The organism is Anaerococcus sp. Marseille-Q5996 (assembly GCF_946893725.1).
GTDB classification, from domain to species: Bacteria; Bacillota; Clostridia; order Tissierellales; family Peptoniphilaceae; genus Anaerococcus; species Anaerococcus martiniensis.
In genome coordinates this window covers 12,263-39,014 of sequence record NZ_CAMPPE010000006.1, presented here as the reverse complement: position 1 = coordinate 39,014, position 26,752 = coordinate 12,263, and the positions used below count along the sequence as shown (strand labels likewise).

The 26,752-nt window shown below is 31.9% G+C and carries 19 protein-coding genes and 1 tRNA gene; 17 read left to right on the top strand and 3 right to left on the bottom strand.

Annotation, left to right across the window (positions count from 1 at the left end; genetic code table 11):
• The first annotated feature begins 7 nt into the window (after positions 1–7).
• The 3 genes from OC526_RS07765 to OC526_RS07755 all read left to right on the top strand — a co-directional run bounded on the left by OC526_RS07765 (position 8) and on the right by OC526_RS07755 (position 3,156).
• Positions 8–1,204, top strand: coding sequence for an amidohydrolase (locus tag OC526_RS07765; protein ID WP_262123295.1), 1,197 nt, complete (start codon positions 8–10; stop codon positions 1,202–1,204).
• Positions 1,205–1,243: 39 nt separating this feature from the next.
• On the top strand, positions 1,244–1,696 hold the full coding sequence (locus OC526_RS07760) for a redoxin domain-containing protein (RefSeq protein WP_262123294.1): 453 nt from the start codon (positions 1,244–1,246) through the stop codon (positions 1,694–1,696).
• Positions 1,697–1,788: 92 nt separating this feature from the next.
• On the top strand, positions 1,789–3,156 hold the full coding sequence (locus tag OC526_RS07755) for an aldehyde dehydrogenase family protein (protein WP_316043782.1): 1,368 nt from the start codon (positions 1,789–1,791) through the stop codon (positions 3,154–3,156).
• Between the two features lie 39 nt (positions 3,157–3,195).
• Here OC526_RS07755 and OC526_RS07750 read toward each other — a convergent pair whose 3' ends face one another.
• Positions 3,196–4,416, bottom strand: a complete 1,221-nt coding sequence (locus tag OC526_RS07750) for an FprA family A-type flavoprotein (protein WP_262123293.1) — start codon at positions 4,414–4,416, stop codon at positions 3,196–3,198.
• A gap of 138 nt (positions 4,417–4,554) precedes the next feature.
• On the opposite strand from OC526_RS07750, the gene nadE reads away from it, so the two are divergent.
• The 5 genes from nadE (at position 4,555) to OC526_RS07725 (ending at position 9,856) form a co-directional block, all read left to right on the top strand.
• Positions 4,555–6,369 (top strand): NAD(+) synthase, encoded by a 1,815-nt coding sequence (gene nadE / locus OC526_RS07745; protein WP_262123291.1) that lies wholly within the window; start codon positions 4,555–4,557, stop codon positions 6,367–6,369.
• Entirely contained in the window at positions 6,356–7,156 is an 801-nt protein-coding gene (locus OC526_RS07740) for a metallophosphoesterase (protein ID WP_262123289.1), read from the top strand. The genes nadE and OC526_RS07740 overlap by 14 nt, the downstream gene beginning before the upstream one ends.
• Positions 7,142–7,215, top strand: a tRNA-Arg gene (locus OC526_RS07735). The genes OC526_RS07740 and OC526_RS07735 overlap by 15 nt, the downstream gene beginning before the upstream one ends.
• Positions 7,216–7,746: 531 nt before the next feature.
• Positions 7,747–8,610: an SDR family oxidoreductase gene (locus OC526_RS07730; RefSeq protein WP_262123287.1), complete on the top strand. Its 864-nt coding sequence runs from the start codon at positions 7,747–7,749 to the stop codon at positions 8,608–8,610.
• Positions 8,594–9,856 (top strand): dicarboxylate/amino acid:cation symporter, encoded by a 1,263-nt coding sequence (locus tag OC526_RS07725; RefSeq protein WP_262123285.1) that lies wholly within the window; start codon positions 8,594–8,596, stop codon positions 9,854–9,856. The genes OC526_RS07730 and OC526_RS07725 overlap by 17 nt, the downstream gene beginning before the upstream one ends.
• Before the next feature lie 26 nt (positions 9,857–9,882).
• On the opposite strand, the gene OC526_RS07720 is transcribed toward OC526_RS07725, so the two are convergent.
• Positions 9,883–10,296 carry a Fur family transcriptional regulator gene (locus tag OC526_RS07720; RefSeq protein ID WP_262123283.1) on the bottom strand — a complete coding sequence of 138 codons (414 nt, stop codon included), beginning with the start codon at positions 10,294–10,296 and terminating at the stop codon, positions 9,883–9,885.
• A gap of 98 nt (positions 10,297–10,394) precedes the next feature.
• Between OC526_RS07720 and OC526_RS07715 the strand changes: the two genes are divergently transcribed.
• Genes OC526_RS07715 through OC526_RS07680 form a run of 8 tightly spaced genes read left to right on the top strand, consistent with a single transcriptional unit; the run spans position 10,395 to position 25,093 of the window.
• Complete coding sequence (locus tag OC526_RS07715; protein ID WP_262123282.1) at positions 10,395–11,666, top strand: metal ABC transporter solute-binding protein, Zn/Mn family; 1,272 nt, start codon at positions 10,395–10,397, stop codon at positions 11,664–11,666.
• Between the two features lies 1 nt (position 11,667).
• Positions 11,668–12,333 (top strand): metal ABC transporter ATP-binding protein, encoded by a 666-nt coding sequence (locus OC526_RS07710; RefSeq protein ID WP_262123280.1) that lies wholly within the window; start codon positions 11,668–11,670, stop codon positions 12,331–12,333.
• Entirely contained in the window at positions 12,326–13,132 is an 807-nt protein-coding gene (locus OC526_RS07705) for a metal ABC transporter permease (RefSeq protein WP_262123278.1), read from the top strand. The genes OC526_RS07710 and OC526_RS07705 overlap by 8 nt, the downstream gene beginning before the upstream one ends.
• A gap of 47 nt (positions 13,133–13,179) precedes the next feature.
• Positions 13,180–13,902, top strand: coding sequence for a peroxide stress protein YaaA (yaaA, locus tag OC526_RS07700; RefSeq protein WP_262123276.1), 723 nt, complete (start codon positions 13,180–13,182; stop codon positions 13,900–13,902).
• On the top strand, positions 13,899–14,999 hold the full coding sequence (locus OC526_RS07695; RefSeq protein ID WP_262123275.1) for an exonuclease SbcCD subunit D: 1,101 nt from the start codon (positions 13,899–13,901) through the stop codon (positions 14,997–14,999). Before yaaA ends, OC526_RS07695 begins: the two co-directional genes overlap by 4 nt.
• Positions 14,996–18,052 (top strand): AAA family ATPase, encoded by a 3,057-nt coding sequence (locus tag OC526_RS07690; protein ID WP_262123273.1) that lies wholly within the window; start codon positions 14,996–14,998, stop codon positions 18,050–18,052. Before OC526_RS07695 ends, OC526_RS07690 begins: the two co-directional genes overlap by 4 nt.
• A gap of 11 nt (positions 18,053–18,063) precedes the next feature.
• Positions 18,064–21,564, top strand: coding sequence for a PD-(D/E)XK nuclease family protein (locus tag OC526_RS07685; RefSeq protein WP_262123272.1), 3,501 nt, complete (start codon positions 18,064–18,066; stop codon positions 21,562–21,564).
• Positions 21,557–25,093 (top strand): UvrD-helicase domain-containing protein, encoded by a 3,537-nt coding sequence (locus OC526_RS07680; RefSeq protein WP_262123271.1) that lies wholly within the window; start codon positions 21,557–21,559, stop codon positions 25,091–25,093. The genes OC526_RS07685 and OC526_RS07680 overlap by 8 nt, the downstream gene beginning before the upstream one ends.
• A gap of 32 nt (positions 25,094–25,125) precedes the next feature.
• On the opposite strand, the gene ymfI is transcribed toward OC526_RS07680, so the two are convergent.
• Entirely contained in the window at positions 25,126–25,854 is a 729-nt protein-coding gene (gene ymfI, locus OC526_RS07675; RefSeq protein ID WP_262123270.1) for an elongation factor P 5-aminopentanone reductase, read from the bottom strand.
• Between the two features lie 51 nt (positions 25,855–25,905).
• On the opposite strand from ymfI, the gene OC526_RS07670 reads away from it, so the two are divergent.
• Positions 25,906–26,742 carry an aldo/keto reductase gene (locus OC526_RS07670; protein WP_262123269.1) on the top strand — a complete coding sequence of 279 codons (837 nt, stop codon included), beginning with the start codon at positions 25,906–25,908 and terminating at the stop codon, positions 26,740–26,742.
• Positions 26,743–26,752 lie beyond the last annotated feature (10 nt).

Genomic DNA, 26,752 nt, shown 5'->3' with positions numbered 1-26,752 from the left:
AGAAACTATGACTATTAGCAATGAAGTTATTTTAAATAGTGTTGAAGAAATTAATAACTATTTGATAAACACCCGCCGATACTTACATGAAAATCCAGAGCTATCTGGGGAAGAAATAGAAACTAGTAAGTTTTTAAAAAAAGAAGCAAAAAAATTAGATTTACCTATAGTGGAAGTTGAAGGTACAGGATTTTATGCTATCCTTGATACAGGAAATCCAGGCAAAACTCTGGGGCTTCGTACAGACATTGACGCACTTCCAATTGTAGAAAAGGATTCAAATCAAAAAAACATGCGCCTTTGCAAATCAATAATTGAAGGCAGATTTCACGCTTGCGGCCATGACGGTCATATGGCAACTTTACTAGGGGCTATGAAAATCCTAAGTCAAAATAAAGATAAGCTTAAGGGGAAGATTATTTTTATATTTGAAGAAGGGGAAGAAGTAGGAACTGGTATTGATAAGATGGTTAAAGCTCTAAAGGATGAAAATATAGATGCTATCTATGGAGAACATTTGGCTGCCTTTTTAGAAACTGGGAAAATTGCAGTAGATGCTGGTCCAGTTATGGCCGGAAATGCAATAGTAGATTTCACAATTCGTGGAAGAGGTGGTCATGGATCTCGTCCTGACTTATCAGTCAGCCCAATTTTTGTGGCCAGTAATATCATAAATGGTCTAGCAAGTGCATGGGTAAATCGTATTGATGTTTCAAAAACAGTTACCCTAGGCCTGGGTCTTATAAATGGAGGAACTATTGCCAATGTTATCCCAGATGAAGTAAGGGTAGCAGGAACCCTAAGATATTTTGATACTGAAGAAGGCAAGAAAGCCTTAGACCTAGTAAGAAAAGTAGGATCTTTGACAGCTAAGGCCCATGAATGTGAGTTTATAGAAAATAAAATAATTCATGACAATGAGCCAGTTATAAATGATGAAAGCCTAGCCAAGCTTGCACAAGAATCCATAGAAGATATAATGCCAGGTACCATCAAAAAAGACTTAACATGGTTTGCTTCAGAGACATTTGCAGGCTATAACAAGCTATGCCCAATAGCTTTTGCCCTAGTAGGGACAAAAAATACTGACCTAGGATCTGGTGCAGAACATCACAATGAATATTTTGATATAGACGAAAAATCTTTAAGCATAGGCACTATTGCCATGGTCAAATTCGCCAATGAATTTTTAATTTCAAAATAGTTGGGTATATATAATATATCGAAGAAAAAGGAGTGTATTATGACTATTAATGTAAACGAAAAAGCACCAGAATTTTCACTAAAAGACCAATACAAAAATGATATAAACTTATCAGATTTAAAAGGCAAAAAAGTAATTCTTTCTTGGCATCCACTTGCATTTACATCTGTTTGTACAGATCAAATGAGATCTTTAGAAAGAAATTATGATAGAATCCAAGAAAAAGGGGATACAGTGGTTATTGGGTTATCCATAGACCCATTCCCAGCCAAACAAAAATGGGCAGATATACTCTGCATAGAAAATGTAAAAATCGCATCAGATTTCTTCCCATATGCAGAAGTTACAAAAGCATACGGATTATTTAATGAAGAAAATGGTGCCAGCCAAAGGGCAAATGTAATAGTTGATGAAGAAGGTAAAGTACAGTGGGTGAAAGTTTACGAACCTTCTGAGTTACCTGATATAGAAGAAGTAATCGAAAACTTATAAATCTAAAAAGCTTCCAAAATTTTGGGAGCTTTATTTTTTTTGTAAAAATAGGGTAAAAATACAAAAAGCATTAAAAAAATAAGGAGCATATTATGAACTTAGAACAAGTTGTAAATCTCCAAAGAGAATACTTTTATTCTGGAGAAACTAAAACCTTAGACTTTAGACTTAAAAATTTACAAAAATTAAAAGATATACTAATTAACTTTGAGGATAATATCTTGATGGCCCTTGCCAAAGATTTGGGAAAATCAAATTTTGAAGCCTATGCAACAGAACTTTCTATGGCCTATGAGGAAATAAAACTTGCCATGGATAATCTAGAAGAATGGATGGAACCCATAGCAGAAAAAACTCCACTTATGTCCATGCCAGGAAAATCATACACCCTTTTTGAACCAATGGGAGTAACACTTATCATATCACCATGGAATTATCCATTTCTACTAGCAATCGACCCACTAATTGGAGCAATTGCTGCTGGAAATACAGTGATTTTAAAAACAAGTAGAAAATCAAAACATACTTCAAATCTCATTCGTGAAATAATAAATGCAAATTTTGACCCGAATTATATCTTTGTAGTTGATAATAATGAAGTTAGTCATGATGAGCTTTTATCATACAATTATGACCACATTTTCTATACCGGCGGGGCAGAAGTTGGTAAAAAAATTATGGTTGCTGCCAGCAAAAATTTATCAAAAGTTACCCTAGAACTAGGAGGCAAATCACCAGCTATTGTAGAAAAAGATGCAAATATTGGACTTGCTGCAAGATCTATTGCTTGGGGAAATACTGTAAATGCTGGTCAAACTTGCGTATCACCAGACTATATTTTAGTCCATGCATCTATCAAGGATAGGTTTGTAAGAGAACTTGAAAATGCTCTCTTAGAATTTTATGGATCAGACCCAATAAGTAGCCCAGATTATGCAAGTATAATTAATAAAGATCATCTTGATAAACTTATTGGACTGTTAGAGGGCCAAAATATTATTTGTGGCGGTGATTATGATAATAATAATTTACGTCTAGGGCCTACTATAGTCGATGGGGTAGACTTTGAAAATAAATTGATGGATGAAGAAATATTTGGTCCAATTTTTCCTATCATTACTTATACAAATCTAAATGAAGTTTTATATAAGGTAAAAACTTTACCAAAACCACTAGCTTTTTACTTATTTACTGAAAATGACCGCACAAAAGAAAAAGTTATGTACAATATGGAATTTGGAAATGGAATGGTAAATGATACACTGATGATGGTTTCTAATCCATACCTCCAATTTGGCGGGGTAGGATATAGTGGCCAAGGTGGATATCATGGTTACTATGGTTTTAAGAATTTTTCAAATCAAAAATCTATAATGGAAGCAAATTCTGATTTTGAAATGAAAATGAAATACCCACCATATAAGGATGGAGCTTTAAATATACTTAAAAAATTAAAATAAGCGTTAAAAAAGGAGCCTTTGGGGCTCCTTAATGTTATTTTAATATTCTTGGCTATATAGGTCTTCTTTGATAGCTTTTGCAAGTTCTTTTAATTGGGATACTTGGTCATCTTTTACAGCTGAGTTGATTAATACATCTTCTCCAACATAGGTGTGTTTGCCTGATTCTAAAATCTCTTTAGATCTTTTTAGGCTGTTACCACCCCATGACCAGTTGTTTAAGAAAGATATGTGTCTATTTTGGTAACCTGTACCAACTAGTTCTTGTAAAAATGCCTCCATTGGGTAGTATAGGCCAGAATTGTAGTTGATTGGACCAAATACTGTATTACTATATTTATGGCATTGGGCGATTATATCTGATGGATGCCAGTCTGATACGTCAAATACTCTAATATCTTCTGTAAGACCAAGTTCAGCAAGTTCTGCTGCAAGAATATCAGCTGCTTGTTCTGTATCTCCATACATTGTTGAGTAAACAATTGCTACACCTTTTTCTTCTGGTGTGTATGTTGACCATTTATTGTATTTATCCATGATAAAACCAATTGATTCTGGGTCATCATAAACTGGACCGTGTAGTGGAAGTATAGCTTGGATGTCAAGGTCAGCTACTTTTTTAAATGCTGCTTGTACTTGGTTACCAAATTTACCAACTATATTTATATAGTATCTACGAGCTTGGTCTAACCAGTCACCTTTATGAATTACATTTTTAGCTCTTAAGTGTCCTTCTATAGCGTTAAATGAACCAAAGGCATCTGCTGAGAATAAGATTTTTTGGCTTGTTTCATATGACATCATTACTTCTGGCCAGTGAACCATAGGTGTCATTACAAACTTAAGTGTGTGTTTACCAAAGTTTAGCTCATCGCCTTCTTTTACTTCGTAATATCTATCTTTAAACTCATCATTGTAGAATTGTTCATAGAATTGGAAAGTTTTGGCATTACCAACTAGCTTTGCATTTGGCCATTTTCTCATACAAAAGTCAATATTTCTACAGTGGTCTGGTTCCATGTGGTGAACAATAATGTAATCTAAATCTTCACCATCTAAAGCTGCTTCTATATTTTCTAAATATTGTCTAGTAAATGCAGACTCAACACTATCTACTAAAGCATTTTTTTCATCTTTTATAACATATGAAGAATATGAAACACCATTTTCAAGTGGGAACATATTTTCAAATCTATCAATTCTTCTATCGTTTACTCCGACATAATAAATACCATCAAGGATTTGTCTAATATTGTGCATTTTTCCTCCTAAATACAGTCTCTGCTTATATTATACAACTCTTACAGTATAAATAAAATTTTTTGTTAAAGCATAATTAAAAGAACCTCTACAAACATTTTCAATAGACTGTGGTAAAATACTTCTAAGAGGTGGATTATGAGAAAAAATTTAAAAATTAGATCTACAAACTTTGAGCTTGCTCTTGGAGATATAAATAAAAATAAAGAAATTATAAAAAATTTGGTGAAAAGTGCATATGATGACGGTGTAAGTATATTATCTTTGCCAGAATTATCACTTACAGGAGCTAGCCTTTATGATGGCTATAAAGATATGGCTTTATTATGTGAGGATGCTATTCTTGAAATAATAAAGTTTTCAAAAGGCTATAATATTTTGTTTTCTGTTGGTTTTCCTTTACAATACAATAAGAAAATTTATAATGCCATAGCTTTAATAATGGATGGATATTTAGTAGATTTGTATACTAAAAGAAATTTAGGCTTAACAGAAAAAAATGTATTTGCCAGTGATATAGCAGATGGAGAAGGTATAGAGTTTTTGGGTGGCTGGTATGAGATAAATCCACCATCAACAAGTATTAGTCAATTACATATAGGAGTAAGCATTGGTGAAGATGATTTGATGAATATACCAAGAAGTTTAACTTACAAGTCTGATATAGCTAACTGCCCACAAATTATTTTAAATCCAACGGCAGAGGTAAAAATGGCTTTAAATGAAGAAGAAATTTTAAATAGAGTAAGATTTTTATCAAAAGATGTAACTTATGTCTATACTTCTCAAGGCAGGGGTGAAAGCACGACAGACTTTGTATATGGCGGCTTAAATATAATTGCTGAAGATGGGAAAGTAGAAAAAATTATTTGCAATGATCAAATAGATTATGTAAACAGATATAGGATATATACTGATCAAGAATTACTACACTTTGATAAGTTTGAAGAAAATATAACTAGGGAAAAATTCCCATATTTACCTATATATGAACAGAGGGATGATTATGTAAGAGATGTCCTTGATATAGGATCAAGTGCACTTTTAACTCGTATGCAAAAAATTGGTGTTAAAAGTGTATTTTTAGGAGTATCTGGTGGCCTTGACTCAACTATGGCGCTTTTATTTTTAGTCCACGCTTATAAAAAAGCTGGTTATGATTTATTTGGAATAAACTGCTACACAATGCCAGCATTTGGTACAAGTGATAGGACAAAATCCAATGCTTATTTACTTTGTGAGGCCTTGGGCTTAGAATTAAAAGAAATAAATATTACAGAAGCTGTAAAAATCCACTTAAGAGACATCGGCCATGATGGACTTACCCCAGATACTGCATATGAAAATGCTCAAGCTCGTGAACGTACACAAATATTATTTGATCTTGCAAATATGCATAATGGGATTGTGATAGGTACAGGAGATTTATCTGAGTCCATGCAAGGATTTGCAACCTTTAATGGGGATCAGATGAGTAATTATTCACTAAATGCAAGTCTTACAAAAACAGAAATTCGTTATGTAGTAGGGGCTATAGCAGAGACTACTGAAAATTTAAAACTAAAAGCAGTTCTTAATGATATACTTGATACACCAATATCTCCAGAACTAATAAGTGAAGATAAAAAAGAAATTAGCCAAAAAACAGAAGACATCATAGGGCCATACGAATTGATAGACTTTTTTATCTACGAACATTTGACCTATCATCTGCCAGCGGATGAAATATTAGAAGATGCAATCTCTGCCTTTGAAGATAAGTATGACAAAAAAACTATCAAAAAATGGTTGATTTCATATTTTAAAAGATTTACAGCAAGTCAATTTAAACGCTCGACTGCAGTAGATGGTCCAAATATAACAGGAAGGTCATTTAGCCCACGAGCAGGATTTAAAATCCCATCCGATTTGGGAAATGAAGGATATTTAGAAAAATTAGATGAAAAAAATTAGTAAAATTGCCCTAGGGCTTACTGCAACAGCCATGGCCCTGGGTCTTTATATAAATAATCAATGTTTTGTAGCAAAAGAAGGAAAAGTTACACTTACAAGTGAAAAAATAAAAAATCCAATAAAAATCACTCAAATAAGTGATTTTCATTCCAATGCTATTAAAAATTTATATGAGCTTTTGGCAAATATAAAAAGATTTGACCCAGATTTTATAATTCTTACCGGCGATATTATTGACTATGGAACAGAGAGTAAAATAAAAAGGTCAGTATACTTCCTAGAAAAATTATCAAGCTTAAATAAAAAGACATATTACATAACAGGCAACCACGAAGAGGGCGGCCCAAATTTAGATGTGTTTTTAAAAGAACTAGATAGGCTGGGGATAAAATACTTAAAAAATGAGGGCGAAAATTTAAATATAAAGGGCAATAATGTATACCTATACGGGACAAGTATGTTTGATTTTTCATACGAAAATTATCAGGCAAGTGAAGAAAGTGTAAATATAGTTCTAAGCCATTTTTCAAAAAAAGTAAGAGAAAATTATAGGGGTGATGAAGATTTTGTATTTTCAGGTCACACCCATGGTGGACAAGTAAGATTACCTATAATAGGCGGGCTTATAGCCCCTGGAGAAGGAATCCTACCAGACTTTGATAAAGGCACATTTAAATTTAAAAACTCAATAATATATGTAGACAGCGGCCTAGGTAATACCTTCCTACCACTAAGATTTCTAGACCAAATCCAGTATAGTAATATTACACTTGTGCCAGTAGTTTAGTGGTAAAACAAAGGTGTCCGAAGCCTAAGATGGGAGTTCGATTCTCTCCTGGCATGCCATAATGACCTATCCCAATTCAGCGTATCTGGATTGATGGAAGGTCAGATGTCGCGGTGTTTCAAAGTTGATTTATCAACTTTGTCAGCAAGCCGACTACAAGCCCCTCCGGCTCTAGGAGGAGTCGCGCTCTACAAGCGCGAAATTACCGCAGGAGCAAAGCTCCGAGGACCTATCCCAATTCAGCGTAGCTGGATTGGTGGAAGGTCAGATGTCGCGGCGTTTCAAAGTTGATTTATCAACTTTGTCAGCAAGCCGATTACAAGCCCGTACGAAAACACGCTTTTGCAAAGTTCTTCCGTGCTACCGCGCTAAGTTTTCGGGGTAAATATGCCAAATCAAGGCATATTTACCAGGCTTAGGGAGGACTCGTGCTGCAGCACGAAAAACCGCAGGCGATAAAATCGCCTAGTACCATTCTTTTTGATACTTTTTCTAATTCAAAAGTCATTACTAAAATTAAAACCAACAGTTTTTTGATATAATTCATATATAATACAAATATACAAAATTTTTATTATTAAGGAGAAAACATGAGAATAGCACGTGAAAAAATTTGGATATCAGGATCATCAGGTAGGCTTGGTACATCCATGCTTAGACTTCTAGATCCACTTGATGCAGAGATTATTGCAACAGATAAAAATGAGGTGGATATTACAAATCTTGATGAAGTTACTCAATTTGTAGGACGTATCAGACCTCATACAATTATAAATTGTTCAGGACTATCAAACAGGGATAAGTGCGAGGCAAATCCTGATGCTGCCTACCTATTAAATGCAATTGGTGCTAGAAATATTGCCATTGCTTCAAATAAATATATGGCAAAACTTGTCCAATTATCAACAGCAGATGTTTTTGATGGCAAAAGTTTTAAATCATACACCGAATTTGATAAGGAAAATCCATTAAATATTTATGGAAAGAGTAAGTTTGAAGGGGAAAATTACGTAAGAGAATTTTCAAACCATCACTTTATAGTTAGGGTGAGTAGACTTTATTCTCGTGAAAATCAGCTGGTAGAAAATATATTAAAAGAAGCAGAAAAAGGAGAAGTAAGGATAGCAAAAGACTTATTTGTATCACCAACTTCAGCACACGAGCTAGCTAACTTTTTGATAAAACTTATAGATACAAACTATTATGGCACCTACCACGCATCAGCAGATGGATATACTTCTATGAAAGATTTTGCAGCAGAAATTTTATCATATACTGGAAAAAATGCCACAATTATCGAAACAAGTGATGATGAAAGATTAAGCCAAAAACCAGGATTTTTTGCCTTAGATGACTATATATTAAAAATTACCGGAGGAGATAAAATTCCAAACTGGAAGGAAACTCTCCACCAATACATTGACAGGGAGGGTTTAAATGGAAAAACAAAATAAAAAATTATCCCAATCACAGAAAATTTTTATAGGCCTGATTTTGGGTGTTATTGTGGGGATAATCCTCCACTCATTTGTGCCAGATTCACATTTTAAAAATGACATACTCATAGAAGGAATATTTTATACCCTAGGCCAACTTTTTATAAGACTAATGCAAATGCTAGTTGTACCACTGGTATTTTTCTCAATTGCTGATGGTTGTAGAAACCTGGGAGATACAGAAACTTTAGGTAAAGTTGGGATTAGAATTGTAATATTTTATATGTTTACAACTGCCCTAGCTATTTTTATAGCTTTAAGTTTTGCAAGTATTGTGGGTCCAGGTAAGGGCATGAATATGGCAATTGGTACTCAAAGTTTTGAAGTAGATAAGGCTGACATATCATTAAAGGATACAATTTTGGATTTTATTCCAACTAATCCAGTTGGAGCTCTTGCAGAAGGAAATATGATTCAAATAATTATATTTGCAGTGCTTGTAGGACTTTTGATAGCTTCAATGGAAGAAAGGCTGACAACTCTTGGAAATATAGTGACAGAAATGAATGATCTTATGATGGGCATGACCATGTGGGTTATGAAACTTGCACCTATTGGAGTATTTTTCCTAATTGCAAGGACCTTTGCTAGCCTTGGTTATGATGCAATTATATCCATGCTTTCATACATGGGATCAGTTTTAGGAAGTCTGGCAGTGCAATTAATAATTGTATATATGCTGTTAGTTGTAATATTTGTAAGGGTAAATCCATTTAGTTTCCTTAAACAATTTGCACCTGTTATGACCTTTGGATTTTCTACTGCATCATCATCAGCAACAGTGCCAATTCATATACAGACCCTTGAAGATATGGGTGTTGATAAGAAAATCTCATCTTTTACCATTCCACTAGGTGCAACTATAAATATGGATGGTACTGCAATCATGCAGGGTGTGGCAGTAGTATTTATTTCAAATGCATATGGAATTGAACTAACTGCAACTGATTTTATGACAGTAATTCTTACAGCAACCATAGCCTCAGTAGGAACCGCAGGTATCCCATCAGTGGGACTAATCACCTTGTCCATGGTTTTAGAATCAGTGGGCCTTCCAGTAGAAGGGATCGCTATTATCATGGGTATTGACAGAATCCTAGACATGGCAAGGACAACAATAAACTTAACTGGAGATGCTGCAGGAACAATGATTGTAGCAAACTCAGTAGGGGCCTTTGATAAAAATAAATTTAATAGTAAATAAAAAAACTGCTATATTTATAGCAGTTTTTATTTTTTATTTTGGCATTCTGGGCATATGCCTGTAAATTCAAAATTGTGTCCATTTATTACAAAACCAGTTTCTTTTTCTATTCTTTCTTCCAAATCATGGACCGGGCAGTTTTCTATTACAAATTTTTTGTGGCAATTGTTGCAAGTAATAAAATGCTTGTGGTCGCTGGTGTTTAGCTGATAATAATTTAGGCCATCTAAATTTGTAGTCTTTAGTAGGACAGATTTTTCTTCTAGTATATTTAAATTCCTATAAATAGTAGATAAATCCATATCATTCTCCACTTTTAACTTGTCAAAAAGCTCTTCAGCTGATATTGGATTTGCTTCTTTTTGTAGGGCTTCAAGGATTATTTTTCTATTTTTGGTTACTTTTAAATCTTTTTCTCTTAATAGGTTATTTATGGTCATTATTAACCTCCAATATTATTATACAATTATTTGACATATTAAAAAATTATTATATAATCTTAAATGCAAATGATTTGCATTAAGAAACGGAGGAGTTTATGAAATACAAAAAAATGGCATTAGTGCTTGCCCTAGGAGTGGGTTTAAGTGCTTGCAACAATCAAAAACCAGCAGAAAATAATGCTAATACAGAAGTTAGCCAAGAAGCTAATAATGATAAAGTTGATGAAAAGAAGGCAGAAAAGACCAATCAAAATATGGAAAGTACAAGTGTTTATACTTCTTTTTATCCAATCTATAATTTGACTAAACAAATAGCAGGAGATAAATTTGAAGTAAAATCTTTTACTAACCTAAAAACAGAAAGCCATGGTTGGGAGCCATCAGCAAAAGACATAGCTGATCTAACAGATAGCCAGCTTATGTTTATAAATGGTGCTGGCATGGAAGAGTGGGAAGAATCATTAGAAGGCTCTTCAGATATCGAGTTAGTAAATACTAGTGAGAATGTAGAATTAATCAAAGGTAGCCATGATCATGTCCATGAACATGAAGACCATGACCACGCTCATGAAGAAGAAAATCACGATCACGAAGACCATGACCACGCTCATGAAGAAGAGATGCATGAAGACCATGACCATGCTCATGAAGAAGAAAATCACGATCACGAAGACCACGAACACGCTCATGAAGAAGAAAATCACGATCACGAAGACCATGACCACGCTCATGAAGAAGAAAATCACGATCACGAAGACCACGAACACGCTCATGAAGAAGAAAATCATGATCATGAAGACCATGACCATGATCATGAACACGATCATTCACACAGCCACGGAGAATTTGACCCACACACATGGTTAAGCCCAAAAAATGGACTTGCCCAAGCTAAAGTCATTGCTGATAAGCTTTCAGAAATCGATCCAGCAAATAAAGACTATTATATGGAAAATTACAAAAAAATTGAAGATGAGCTTAATGCTATGATAGATGAATATAAAGAAAAATTTGAAAAACTAGAAAACAAAAACTTTTTAGTTAGCCACCAAGCCTTTGGCTACCTAGCACGTGATTTTGGACTAAATCAAATAGCCCTAACAAGTTTAACTTCAACAGAAGATGCAGATGCAAAAACTTTAAAAGAAGCTGTTGATGAAGCTAAAAACCTAGGCATAAATACAATTTTCTATGAAATGGGTGGATCAAGCAAATCAGCAGACACTATAGCAAACGAGCTAGGTGCAAACACAGTTCCACTAAATACTTTAGAATTTGCCACAGACGAAGAATTAAATAATGACACACCATACCAAGATTTGATAAAATATAATTTAGAAGAACTTTACAAATCTATGGCGAAATAAAATGAGTGTTATTGAAATAAAAAATCTAAATTTTGGATACAATGAAAAATTAATATTAAATGATATAAATCTAAGGGTAGAATCTGGAGACTTTTTGGCTATTTCTGGTCAAAATGGTAGTGGTAAGACTACCCTAATCAAAATCCTAACCGGTGAGTTAAAAAAGCAAAGTGGTCAGATAAATATCCTAGGTCAGCCAATCGAAAAAATTGATGATTTTAGAAGACTTGGATATGTACCACAACTTAGTGAATCAAAGGATATTACCTTTCCACTGACTTGCTTTGAATATGTAATTTTAAATCTTTATAGGGAATTTAATATATTTAAAAGACCCACCAAGGAAGCTATTAGAAAAACAAATGATATTTTTAGAAGGTTAAATATCGAAAATCTTAAAGACAGACCCTTTAACAAATTATCAGGTGGCCAGCAGCAAAGAGTCATGATTGCAAGGGCCATGGTAGCTAATCCTGAGATTTTAATCCTAGATGAACCAACAGTTGGCATCGATCAAAAAAGTAAGGTAGAATTTTTGGACATTTTGGGTCATCTAAATAAAAAACATGGCATAACTATACTTATCATAAGCCATGAAATGGATTTGATAGATGATTTTGTTAACAAGAACTTGGTTTTAAAGGAAGGTAGGCTAGTAAATGCTTGAATTTAGCTTTATGAGAAGGGCCTTTGCCATAGGAATTATGCTTGCAATTATTATACCTATGATTGGTATAATAATGATAAACCGCAAGACATCAATGATTGGAGATGCCCTAAGCCATAGTTCTCTGGCAGGTATTGGCCTGGGTCTTATTTTTGGCATAAACCCCATGTGGACATCAATTATAATTTGTATTATCGCAAGTTTCGCTATTGAAATTTTAAGGAAGAAATTTCCAAAATATGGAGATATGGCTACAGCGATTGTAATGAGTACAGGTATTGCCATAGCATCTATACTTTCAGATTTTACACCTGGTGGAACTAGCTTTGAATCCTTTATGTTTGGGTCAATAACAACTGTTAGTAGTGAAGATTTAATTATAGTTTCTTTGATATTTTTAATTGTAATTGTAAGTTCGATTTATTTTTACTACGGACTTTTATATACATCCATAAACCCAGTTTTGGCTAGGCTTGCAGGGGTAAATACGAGACTTATTAATAATTTATTTACCTTTATAACAGCAATCACTGTTGCAATTTCAGCTAAAACTGTCGGAGCTTTAATGATTACATCCCTAATGACCATACCAGTAGCTTCCGCTATGGTTTTTACAAAATCATATCAGTCAACCTTTAAGATCTCCATAGTTTTTTCTAGTATATTCATGATTTTGGGAATCATAGCAAGCTACTACCTGGGGGTCAAACCAGGTGGGGCCATTGTTTTGATAGCAGTAGGATTTTTTATTTTAACATCTTTAATATCATATATAAAAAGAAAGCAAATAGCAGGTTAGAGCCTGCTATTTTTGTGTGTTATAATTTATATAATGGAGGAATTTCGATGAAAATAATTATTTCACCTGCAAAAACTTTTAAAGAAAATCAAGGAATTAAAACTAAAGATTTAATTTTCCCTGAAAAAACTAAAATTTTGGTAGATAAATTAAAAAAATATTCCATGAATGATATGGGAAATCTCAATAGAACTAACGATAAATTAACAGAAAAAGCCTACTATGATTACCAAGAATTTGACTTCGAAAAATTAGACAATCCAGCAATTTTTGCATATGATGGGTTAGTTTTCAAGCAATTTTCTAGGGATGACTTTGATGATTTGGATTACTTGAATGACCATGTTTATATAATTTCTGCTTTATATGGTTTGCTAAAGCCTTTGACAGGTATGGCTGATTATAGGCTATATTTTGATAATTCTGATATGGATTTGTACGAATTCTGGGGCAAAGACCTATATGATGAATTGTATAAAAATGATGACATAGTTATAAATCTAGCCAGCAAAGAATATACAAAAACCATTAGACCATTTTTAAAAAAGGATGATAAATTTATTTCTATATCTTTTAAAGATGATAAGAATGGCAAGCTTAGATCTTATACAGCTTGGATGAAGCAGGCTCGTGGTGAAATGCTAAAGACCATAATTAAAAATAAAATCGAAGATCCAGAAGAGATTAAAAAACTTGTTGTAAATGATTATAAATATGATCCATTTAACTCCACTAAAAATGAATATGTATTCATAAGGAGTCATTCATGAGATTGTTGCATTTATCAGACCTACATTTGGGAAAATATATTGGAAATTATTCACTAATCGAAGACCAGAAATACGCCCTTAATCAGATTTTAAATATAATTGATGATTATAATGTTGAAGTTATAATGATTTCAGGCGATATATTTGATACGACAATTGCAAATGTAGATGCCTTAAAACTTTATTCTAACTTTATAGATGAAATAATATTTAAGAGAAATAAAACTGTCCTTGCAGTAAGTGGCAACCATGATTCTGCCAAAAGATTGGATATTAATACAAATTTTTTCACAGAGCGCAATTACCATTTATATGGGGAGTATAAGGATGAAATAATTACTCTGGAAGATGAATACGGCAAAATAAATTTTCACCTAATCCCATATATTTCCCTAAACCAAGGCAAAATCTTATTTGATGAAGAAATAGAAAACTTTACCGACCTTTATAAGGCCTTGCTTAAGGACAAAATCTATGAAGATCGCAATGTGCTTATTACCCATTGCTATGCAAATAATATAGGGATTGAGCAAGAAGATGCCTATACCGAGGGGCAAAAACCTTTAATTATTGGTGGGTCCGATGCCATGGACGGGCATTTATTTTTAAATTTTGACTATGTTGCCCTAGGACACCTACATGGCAAACATTTTGTAATTGACCCTAAAATTAGGTATGCAGGCACCTTTATGAAATATTCTTTTGATGAGACAAAGGCCAACAAAAGTGTAAGCATTGTTGATATTACAGATAAAGTCACAACTTTTGATCTGCCTATAAATCCTTTAAGAGATTTTAGGATTATCGAGGGCAAATTTGATGAGATAATAAAGATGAGTCCAAGCGATGACTACATAAAATTTGTACTAGAAGATGACCATACAGTTGATAATGCCATGAGCAAATTAAAAGAAATTTTCCCTCATGCAGTTCAAATCACCTACAAAAACAAAGGGATTTTTAATGCCACAAGTGATTTAAATCTAGATTTAGAAAATAAGGATACTTTGGCCTTATTCAAAGAATTTTATAAGTACAAAATGGATGAAGAATTGACTGCTGAACAATTAGAAATCATAGGAAGGGTTATAGAATGAAGCCTATAAAATTGGAATTTAGGGGATTTATAACCTACAAGGAAAAAATAGAGATAGATTTTACCAGTCTCTATGAAAAAAAAATATTTATTATATCAGGAGATACTGGATCAGGGAAAACTACAATCTTTGATGCAATAAGTTTTGCTCTTTATGGGCAAACTTCAAGAAATATACCTATGGATAAGCTAAGATCAGATTTTCTAGGTCCAGAAGATTTTTTTACTTATGTAAAACTTAGTTTTGAATCAGATGGCAAAATATACGAGATTGAAAGAATTCCCAGCCAAAGAGCCAAAAAATCAAAGGTTGATCAAAATATATCTCATGCAGCTAGCCTATATGATATTACCAATGAGAAAACCCTACTTGCAGAAAAAATCGGTGATGTAGAGAGTCAGATAAAATCAATAATTGGTCTGGATAAGGACCAATTTACAAAAGTGATGCTCCTAGCCCAAGGAGAATTTCAACAATTTTTGCAGGCAAGTTCTAAAGAGAGAACAGAGCTCTTAGGTAAAATTTTTAAAACTGACAATTATCAAAAAATCCAGGAAGCCATTAAAGAAAAATCTCAGAAAAGCAAAAAAGATTTATTATATATAGATGAAAATTTACAAAATGAACTTGAAAAAGATGATGAGATAAATGTTGCTATTGACCCAAGCGATCGTATTTCCCACAACTTTTTATCTATTAAATCAAAAATTAGTAAAATTAATAAGTCTTATGAAGAAAAATTAAGCGAAGAAAATAATCTTTTAGAAGCAGAAAATATAAAGTACGCAAGCCTTGTCAAACAAAGGGAAAAAGATAAGACCTTAAATGAAAATATCCTGAAATTTAGGAAAGTAAGTTTTGATTTGGAAGAAAAATTAAAGGATGAGGATTATTTCACCGACCTAAAAGATAAATTTGAAAAGGCAAATTTTGCAAAAAATATTAGCCTCATAGAAGAAAATTTAGACAAAAATAAACAAAATCTCTTAGAAAATAAGGATAATCTTAAAAAAGCAAATGATTTAGTCAAGGACATAGAAGAAAAATTATCTAAGTCAGATGAAGATTATTTAAAAATTGATGAAAAAAATAAAAAATTAGATGAACTTAAAATTTTAAAAACAAAGACAAGCGACACTTTAAATAGCTTAGAAGAATTTAGAAAAAAAGAAAAGCTCTACCAGCAAATTGAAAAAGATTTGGAGGATATAAGTTCCTTATCAAAAGATTATGATAAGCTAAAAGAATCATTAGACCAAAAACATAAGGACTTGTACGATTTAAATAATTCCCTAGATGAGAAAAGAAACCAATCCTTGATCTTAGAAAAAAGTCTATCTGAACTCCTAGAAACTGAAAAGCAAGTAAATTCTGAATTAGAATCCTATAGAGAAAATCAAAAGTTATTGAAAAAAATTAAGGAAAATGATGATTTATTAGCAATTAATATTAATAAGAAAAAAGTGCTGGAAAAAGATATAGAAATATTTGAGCAAAACAGAAAAATAATTCAAATTAATGAGCTAATTGATGATTTAAATAATTCAGGAATATGCCCAGTTTGTGGAGAAAACCATAAAAAACATTTTGAAAAAATGCCTGTAAGTAAAATTGATATTGATATGGTAAATGCTAAATTATCAGAGATAAAGCAGGCAATAACAAAAGTAGAAACTCAAAACCAAATCTATCAGCAATCCATAAAAGAGACAAAATCACTTGATGAACTAGATTTGGAAAAAAATAATTTAACAAATCAAATTAAAAATACCAATGAAGAGAAAGAAAATTTATCAAATACAATTAATGAAATCACAGACAAGGTCCAAATTTTAAAAACTGAGATTTCAAATATCACTCATAAATCACAAAAAATTAGAAATTTATCAGAAGAATTAAGGGAAAAAACAAAAGAGTCTGAAGATTTAAAAAACTATTATCATGCTAATAAAGAAAAGATGCAGGACTTGGATTTGGATAGCTTGGCAAAAGAAGTTAAAAACCTAGATATCAATATCAATAGCTTGGATGAGGAAATAAAAAATATCAACCAAGTTCATAATAAGCTAATTAACGAACAAAGCAAAAATCAGGCAAATATCTCAAATTTTGCAAAAAATATAGAAAATTTAGAGAACAATATTGGTGAGTTAGAAAGTCAATTAAATGAAAAAATCAAAGAAAAATTTGACTCACATGGTGACTACAAGTACTATCTAGGACTTTTTGAGGAAATATCCGGAAAATCAAAAGAAATCGATGACTATTTTAAAATCCTCAATGAGTTAAAGATTAATTACAAAAATTTAAGAGAATTTGAGGGCATGGATTTGATAAATTTAGATGAAATAGAGGAAAAAATCACTCTTGTAAATAATTCTATCAAAGAAATAAGTGATTTAATCTCAAATCTTAAATTCAAAATCTTATCTATTACAGGCATATTAGAAAATATAGAGAAACTAGAAAAAAAATATGAATCTATATCTAAAGAAAGTGTCATATTTGATAAATTAGCTGAGATTGCTAATGGTGCGACAGGAAAGGTAGCTGGTAGGCAAAAGGTTGATTTTCAAACCTTTGTTCTAACTTATTATTTTGACAGAGTTCTGAATTATGCCAACCAAAGACTTTTACAAATGTCAAATGGACAATTTACTATGATTCGTACATCCGAGGCAAAAAGTTTAAAAACTCAATCAGGCTTGGATATAGAAATTCTAGATGCAAATACTGGTAAAACTCGCCCAGCTTCAACTCTTTCTGGAGGTGAATCATTTTTAGCTTCACTATCACTAGCCCTAGGACTTTCTGATGAAATAAGTGCTGAAAATGGTGGAATAAGCATAGATACGATTTTTATTGATGAGGGATTTGGAACTTTATCAGATGATTACCTAGGAAAAGTCATAGAACAAATTGAAAAACTTTCATATGACAACAAATTTGTAGGACTAATCAGTCACGTAAATGAATTAAAAGATGCCATAGATGCAAAAATCCTTGTAGAATATGATCAAGCCAAGGGTTCAAAAGTAAATGTAATTGCCTAAGGAAGGAAAATATGATTGATCTAATTGTTTCAAAATATCCAGCAAAAAATAGTAGCTATATCTACAAAAAAATAGAAAAAGACATCCAAGAAAAGAAAAAATCTTTTTTAATTGTTCCAGAACAATACACTTTACAGACTGATATAGACTTTATTGAATCTATAAAATATAAGACGGTAATGGATGCAAAAATCTTAAGTTTTAATTCATTTTCTAGGTTTATCATCGATAGGGTTGGTGGAAATAAGGAAGAAATCCTAAGTCCAAATGCAAAGATAATGCTAATTACAAACATATTAAAGGAAAATAATGACAAATTAAAACTTTTTAGAGACAATTACAAAAATGTAGACTTTGCTAAAAATCTAGCGGATATTATCTCCCAAATTAAAGATAATAATATAAAAAAGAGTGATTTTGAAAAAATATTTGATACCCAAATTGAAGAGGAAGAATTAAAATATAAATTTGAAGAAATAAAATTAATCTATGACAGCTACCAAATAGCCATCAAGGATGAGTACATCGACACAGAAGATAGGCTAAGGACTGTTATTAGAAAAATTGAAAATGCTGATTTTTTAGCAGGATCTAGGTTCTACTTTGATAAATTTGATATTTTTTCAGACCTTCAAATGGATCTTATCGATGCTTTGATAAAAAAAGGAGCAATAGTCAGCATTTCTCTAAACCTAGATCCAAAATATATTTATAACAGAATGGGCATGGACTTAGAAATGTTTGCCGGTGCCTACCAGCAAATAGATAGATTAAATCATGATTTTGAAATAAAAATTATAGAAGCTGATAAGTTATTAGATACAAAATCAAACCCAGAAATTGAGCATTTAGCAGATAATTTTGAAAAATATAATTATCAAGAAATGGATCAGAAATACCTTAATCAGCTAGAAAAAATCGAGAAAAATATAGATGGAAAAAACAAATTATTTTATAAATTAAATCATATAAAAGTTTTAGAAAATCCATCCACTACAAAGGAAGTAGAAAATATCGCCCTATTTTTAAAAAAACAAGTAATAGAAAATGATATGCGCTACAAAGATTATGCTATTTATTATACTGACAAGGGTGAGTATGAAAACGAATTAGCAAAAGTCTTTACCCGCAATAAGATTCCTTATTTTTTGGATCACACAATAACTCTTATTGATAATCACATTATAAAAACATATCTTGCAGCCCTAAGGATAATAATTTTTAATTACAAAATTGATGATTTATCATATTTTCTAACATCAAATATTTTCTATTTTAAGAACAATCAAAACTTAAATGTAGCAAGCCTTTTAACCTACCTTGATGAGAGAAATATAAAAGGCTCTATGTTTACAAAAGATAAATATTTTGCATTTGATGATGAGTTTTTTGGCAAAATTTATGGGGTAGATGATTATAGATTTAAGTACAAAAAATCAGAAAATGAACGTGTAAATCAAATCCGACAAGCAATCTTAGACTTATTTGATAAGCTATATAAACTTCGTAATGGAGACCAATCTGCTCGTGAAATTGCCAGCACCATCTATAAATTTATTTCAAATGATGTATTTAAAAGGGGAATTAATAACTATCAAAATTTCCTTAAAGAAGGCGATTACCTTGAAAAATACCAGCAAAATGAGCAGGCAGTTGAAAAATTTATCTATATTCTAGATCAATTTATTGCCATAATGGGGGATAGAAAAATCAGCCTATCTGATGCTTATAGGCTAATAGAATCTGCATCAGAAAATACAAAAATTGGTATCATCCCTCCAAGCAAGGACCACGTGGTAATTTCTGATTTGTCTAGATCAAGTATTGCAAACAGGGAAAATAATATTATTCTTGGCCTAAACGATGCATATTTTCCAAAAGTAAATGCTAATGATGATCTTATTAATGAAAATGAAAAGGCTATTCTTCGTGAAAAATTAGATATAAAACTTTTTGATGAAGACATAGCAGAAAGGCAAATCAGAGACATTTACAAAATTTTTACCAGAACAAATAATTTATACCTTTCATATGCTAATTCTGATAAAAAGGGCGAAAAATTAGAACAAGCATCGATACTCAACCAAATTTCAAATATCTTTGGAGGAATCTATCCTCACGACTTATCAAGCCTAGAAAACTTAGAAATTAAATATTCAAAAGATGTTTTGGGCAAACACGTCCTTGATTTAATAAGGGAAAACCGTTCTGGAAAAGTGTTAACTGATGAGGAAGAAGATTTAATTAAAGCTTATTTTACAATTATCCGCAAAGATCACAGCAAAGAAAGTGACTTGCAATTATTAGATGATTTTGAACTTTTAAACAAGGCTTTATTTTATACTAATAATAAGAAAAACTTAGAAAATGTCCTATCAAATAATTTATTTAGACAAAATAAATGGTCAGCATCACAAATTGATAAATTTTCAAGATGTCCATACCAGCACTTTGTGGAGCGCGGTATAAAACCAATTGAAAAAGAAGAATTTGAAGTGGATGCAAGAGATGAGGGAAACATTGTCCATGGAGTGTTGGAAGATATTTCAAAATTATTTGTTGATCAAGATATTGAAAATATGCCAGAAGACCTAGATAGGCAAACTTATGATTTAATTATCAAAGATCATATGGAAAAAATCCGCATCGATGACCCACGCAATCAAATCACCACAGATAATATTTTCCAAAAAAGCCAGGAAAATTATTCTAGGATCAAAAAACAAATTGAGATGAGTGACTTTATAGTATCAAGCGCTGAGCAAAGTTTTGGTTATCCAGACAGCTTGCTTCCAGAAGTAAAGCTTGACCATGATAATTCCTTAATCGGCAGGATTGACAGAATAGATAGGATAAACGAAAAACTAAATCCAAGCAAAAAAAATTACGTTAGAGTTATTGATTATAAAACGGGAGATAAGAAATTTTCTATAGCCCATGTATTAAATAGGCTGGATTTCCAATTGGTAATCTATCTACTTAGCCTAGAAGAAACTGAATTTATACCAATCGGTTCATTTTATTTGCCACTTAAAGATGAGATAGAAAACTTTGGTGCAATGAATGTAAAATACGATAAAAACGAAATTGATAGTAAAAAACTTCAAAACCATAAGATGCAGGGCTTAGTTATAGACCTAGACAATGCTAATGCTAAAAAAGATACAAAAGCAGAATTTTTCCAAATATTTGATAAAGATGCTGACCATACTTTTTCATCCATCAAATCAACAAATCTGGCTAATGATATAATATTAAATGAAAATGAAAAAGAAAATCTTTATGCATTTGTAAGGCAAAGTACACTTTCTATGATAAATGATATTAAAGCTGGGAAAATCAATCTTGAGCCAGTAAAAGAAGGGGAAAGGACTACTTGTGATTATTGCAAATATAGAGGCATTTGTAAAATTGATCCAGTGATTGATGAAGATAGATTTAGGGAAGTTCAGAAGTTTAAAAAAGAAGACATCAGCAAAATACTAAATGAAAAAGGTGGGGCTAATGACTGAGTTAACCATAGATCAAAAAAGAATAGTGGATACAAGAAATAAAAACATTATAGTTTCAGCTGCAGCTGGATCTGGGAAAACAAAAGTTTTGGTCGATAGGATTATAAAACTAGTTACAGATGATAAAAAGAATATCGACTCTATGATTATTGTAACCTTTACCAACAAGGCCAGTGCAGAAATGCGAACTAGGATTCAAAAAAACTTAGAAAAAGCCTATAAGGATGCGGATGGAAATCAAAAAGATTTTTTAAAAGACCAACTAAAAAGACTTAGAAAAACCCATATACAAACTCTTCATTCATTTTGTGCAGATATGCTTAGAGAAAATTTTTACAAAACTAATAATATTAGCCCAAATTTTAGGATTTTGGATGATAAAAGAGCCCAAATTTTAAAAATAGATGCCATTGACGAGCTTTTTGATAGCTCCTATCAAAATCCAAGCGAAGGTTTCAAGACCTTTATAAATAATTTTGGCAAATCTCGTAATGATGAAAATGCAAAAAAAACCGTGCAGTTTGCTTACGAAAAAATAATGGATCAGGTAAATCCAGACAAAGTTATAAAAAAATACTTTAGTCAAAATGACAGCTATAAAATATATAGACGTGAAAAAATAGAGGAATTTAGTGGTATTTATGAAAATTATGGACTTTTAATTAACCATAACCACTTTGACAAAATAAGTGAAGGCTTGCGAGATGAACTATTAAAAGAATATGCAAATGTAGAAAATGCCCATGAACTTATTAAAAATATCTCTAAAGAAGAGGCAATCTCTGATCATATTTGGGAAAAATTTGCTGACCTTATCAGAAAAGTTAACATAAAACAAATTTCTCAAATAAAAAATAACAAAATAGACAAGGGTGAGGGTTACAACGATCTTAAGGCTACACGAGATATTGCATCAAACCACATGGCAGGATTTATAAATGAAATTGATCTTGCAAGTGGAGAAAATTTTAAGAAGCACAGGAAAAAAGAAAAACAAATCCTAGATGAATTAAAAATTTTAGTTACAACATTTGCTGATATTTATAAGGCTAAAAAAAACGAAGACAATGGTCTAGATTTTAATGACCTAGAGCATGAATTTATAAATTTGATTGATGATGAAGAAAATCTTAGGCCAATTAAGAAACAATTTGATTTTATATTCTTCGATGAATATCAGGATGCCAATGATGTACAAAACTATATTGTCGATAAATTAAAAAAGGATGATAATTTATTTTTTGTAGGTGATGTAAAGCAATCTATCTATGGTTTTAGAAGGGCAAATCCAGAATTATTCTTAGATAAACTTGCTACTTATCCCTTGGATGAAAATGCTGATTCCAAAAATCTAAGAATTGACCTTAGCCAAAACTTTAGAACAGAAAAAGATATTCTGGACTTTAATAACTATGTTTTTGATAGGTTAATGACTTTAGATAATTCGGGAATTGACTACAAAGATGGCCACAGGCTAAATTATTTTAAGGAAATTGACCCAGCAGAAAATAAAGTAGAAATTGATATAGCAGAAAAATCTGACGACCCATATAATCTTGTAGCTGACCGCATTTTAAAATTAAAAAATGAACAATACACCATAGAAGAAGAAAAAGATGGGATTACAGAAAAAGTAAGTAAAAATTATGACTATAAGGACATAATTATCCTACTTAGAACTGGAACAAAGGCCCACCTTTACGAAAAAGCCCTAAAAGAGGCTGGTATTCCTGTCAAAAATGAAATTCAAAATAAAAATGCAATAAGTGTTGAAGCGAATTTCTTTATTGATATGCTAAAATTTGTAGCAAATCCATACGATGACATCACCCTACTAGCAGTGATTAGAAGTGAAATTTTTGATTTTGATGAGGATGATATTGCAAAAATAAGACTATTTTCAAACTTTTTTAGCTTTAACAACGCCTTTTATAATTACAATAAGGCCCTAGATCCAGTAGTTTTAGCGGAAAAAGGAGAAAAACAAGTTTATTTTGACCAAGACTTAGCCTACAGGATTACAAATTTTATAGCAATCTTTGACCAATTTAGGTATGAATCATCACTTATGAACCTCTATGAATTTGCAAACCATTTATTTGAAGACTCAGGATATTATGAATTTTTAAAGGCACGAGATAGGTCGAATGAACGCATAAAAAATGTAGAAGACTTAATTGACCTTATGGGAGAATTTGACCAAAACAATGATAATGGTCTATTTGGATTTTTGAAATACTACGATGATTTAAGTCAGACCAACAATAACTACCTTGAAGGTAGGGCACTTACAGAAAATGAAAATTTTGTAAGAATAATGACAGTCCACAAATCAAAAGGTCTTGAAAGTAAGGCTGTAATTCTTGCCAATGCTGATGGGCAAATGGGCATAAAAGATGATAAATACATGTATGCCTTTGATTCTGAAATTGGTTTTGCTTTTAAATTAGTGGATGAAGACTTAAGAGTCTGGGTCAAATCCCCAACTTATCAGCTAATAATTGAAAAACTCAAATCGGAAATGTTGAGAGAAGAAATGCGTATCTTATATGTTGCCCTAACTCGAGCAGAAAATAAATTAGTAGTATCAGGTAGCCTAAAATCTTATAATGATACTATCAAAAAACTTACAAGAGAGCAGGATTATTTAAAACTAAACTCGCATTTGGAATGGATACTAAAGGCTATTTCAAATGATAAAATCTTAGAAGAAATAAGCGAGTTTTCAAACACTGATGAATTAAATGGCATTGTGAAAATTAATCTATCAAGTGAAATGGAATCAAATTTAGAAGAGAAAGAGAAAATTGATATCAATTTGAAGTCTCTTATTAATGATGATTACAAGGGAAGCTTGTTTGAAGAATTGAAAGAAAATTTTGCACCATATAAATATCTTGAAGCTACAAAAGACCCTCTCAAAAAATCTGTTACAGAAGTTTCAAAAAATTATATAGTAGAAGATGAGGGGGCAGAAAGGGAAAATTATTGGGCCTTTGCAAGAGAATTTGAATTTAAAACCCCAGAATTTATGGCAGAAAAAATCGAATTTAGCCCTGCAGATAAGGGAACAATAATACATCGAATTTTCCAAAATCTTCCTATAAAATCTTATACACAAAAAGAATTTAATAAGGAACTTCAAAAACTAATTGACCTTTATAAAATCACACAAGAAGAAGCAGACCTTATAGAAATCGATAAGATTTTAGGATTTTTTAATAACGATCAAATAATAAATCTAGGTAAAAACGCCATACAAATACTCCATGAAGAGTCATTTTTGATGAAGCATATAGATGATAAAAATCCCGAAAATTATTACTATATCAACGGTCAAATCGATCTTTTATTTGAGTTTGAAGATCACATTGTCCTTTTAGATTTTAAAACTGATAATACTAAAAGAGAAGAAAGCTATCGCAACCAACTAGCCTATTACAAGGAGGCTATAGAGGATGCAAAGGGCAAAAAAGTTACTGATTCTATAATTTATTGGTACAATTTTAAAGAATTTAGCAAATATTAAAAGAAAAATGCACCTTAGATTAGGTGCATTTTTTAATAAAAACCCCCGTTGATATGAATAATATCTCCTGTAATATAAGACGCTTCATCAGAAATTAAGTATCTTACAAGACCAGCAATTTCCTCAGGCTTTGCAAATCTATTTATAGAAACTTCTTTTTTTAGGTCTTCAAGTTCTGATTTCGTAAAATCATTTCTCATCAAATCCGTATCAACAATACCTGGGGCTATAGCATTTACTCTGATGCCAGAAGGGGCAAGTTCTTTTGCCATGGCCTTTGTAAAAGTATTTATCCCACCCTTGCTTGTCGAATAAAGAGCCTCCATGCTAGCTCCAAAATCTCCCCAAATAGAGCTCATATTTATTATGACTCCATACTGGTTTGAAATCATATTTGGGATGGCACGTTTGCTATTTAAAAAAACTGAATTAAGGTTTGTATTTATAACATTTTTCCAAGTATCAAAGTCAATGTCTTGGATAAGAGAAAAATGAGAAATGCCAGCATTATTTATCAAAATATCAACATGGCCAAAGTTTTGTTCAGCAATAGCAAACATATTTTCAACTTCATTTTCATCAGAAACATCAGCCTTGAGGGCGATAACATTTGGATTTGTAGATCTTAGCTCATCCAAAAGCTCCATGGCTTTATCTTTACTTTTGTTGTAATTAATTATTATTTTGTACTCATCATTTAGCCTTCTAGCAATGGCAGCGCCTATTCCCCTAGAAGAACCGGTAATTAAAACTGTTTTCATACTAAAATTATAACACAATGGGGTATATATGTATCAAAAGGAGTGAAAATTATGGATTATTTTACATTAAATGACGGCACAAAAGTACCTGCAATAGGTTTTGGTACATTTAAAATTAAAGAAGAAAGCGAAATGGACCTAGCCATAGAAACTGCCCTAAAGGCTGGTTACACATATTTTGATACAGCAAAGTTTTATGAAAATGAAGATCTTTTAGGAAAATATTTAAAATCCTATGGCAAAAATCGTGAAGATTATCAAATAGCTACAAAAGTTTGGCCAAATGCGTATTCTTCTGACAAAGCTAAAGAATCTATCGAAGGTTCTTTAAAAGATTTAGGTGTGGATTACTTAGATGTGGCACTTTTACACTGGTACGGAGATAATTTTAGAGAAGCTTGGAAAGTTCTTAATGATTACAAGGACCAAGGAATTATAAAAAGTATTGGTGTTTGCAACTTTTCTATTGACCAAATGTCAGAATTATTAAAAGAAGGCACTGTTCCAGTTCTTGACCAATTAGAAAGCCACTTGCACTTGCAAGATAAGGACACTCATGAGTTCTTAAAAGAAAATAAAATCTTGCACCAAGCTTGGGGTCCACTTGCTCAGGGTAAATCAAACTTATTACATGAGGATGTATTAGCTGACTTGGGAGAAAAATATGGAAAAACCCCAGCACAAATTGCCCTAAAATGGAATATCCAAAGAGGGGTTATGGTTTTAGTAAAATCATCACATGAAGAAAGAATTTACGAAAATATTGACTTATTTGATTTTAACCTATCTGAAGATGATATGCATGCTCTAGCTAGCCTTGATAAAAAAGAAAGATATTCTGCAGATCCAGAAGATAAAGAATGGCTAGAAAAAGCTGCTAATATGTAAATAAACACTA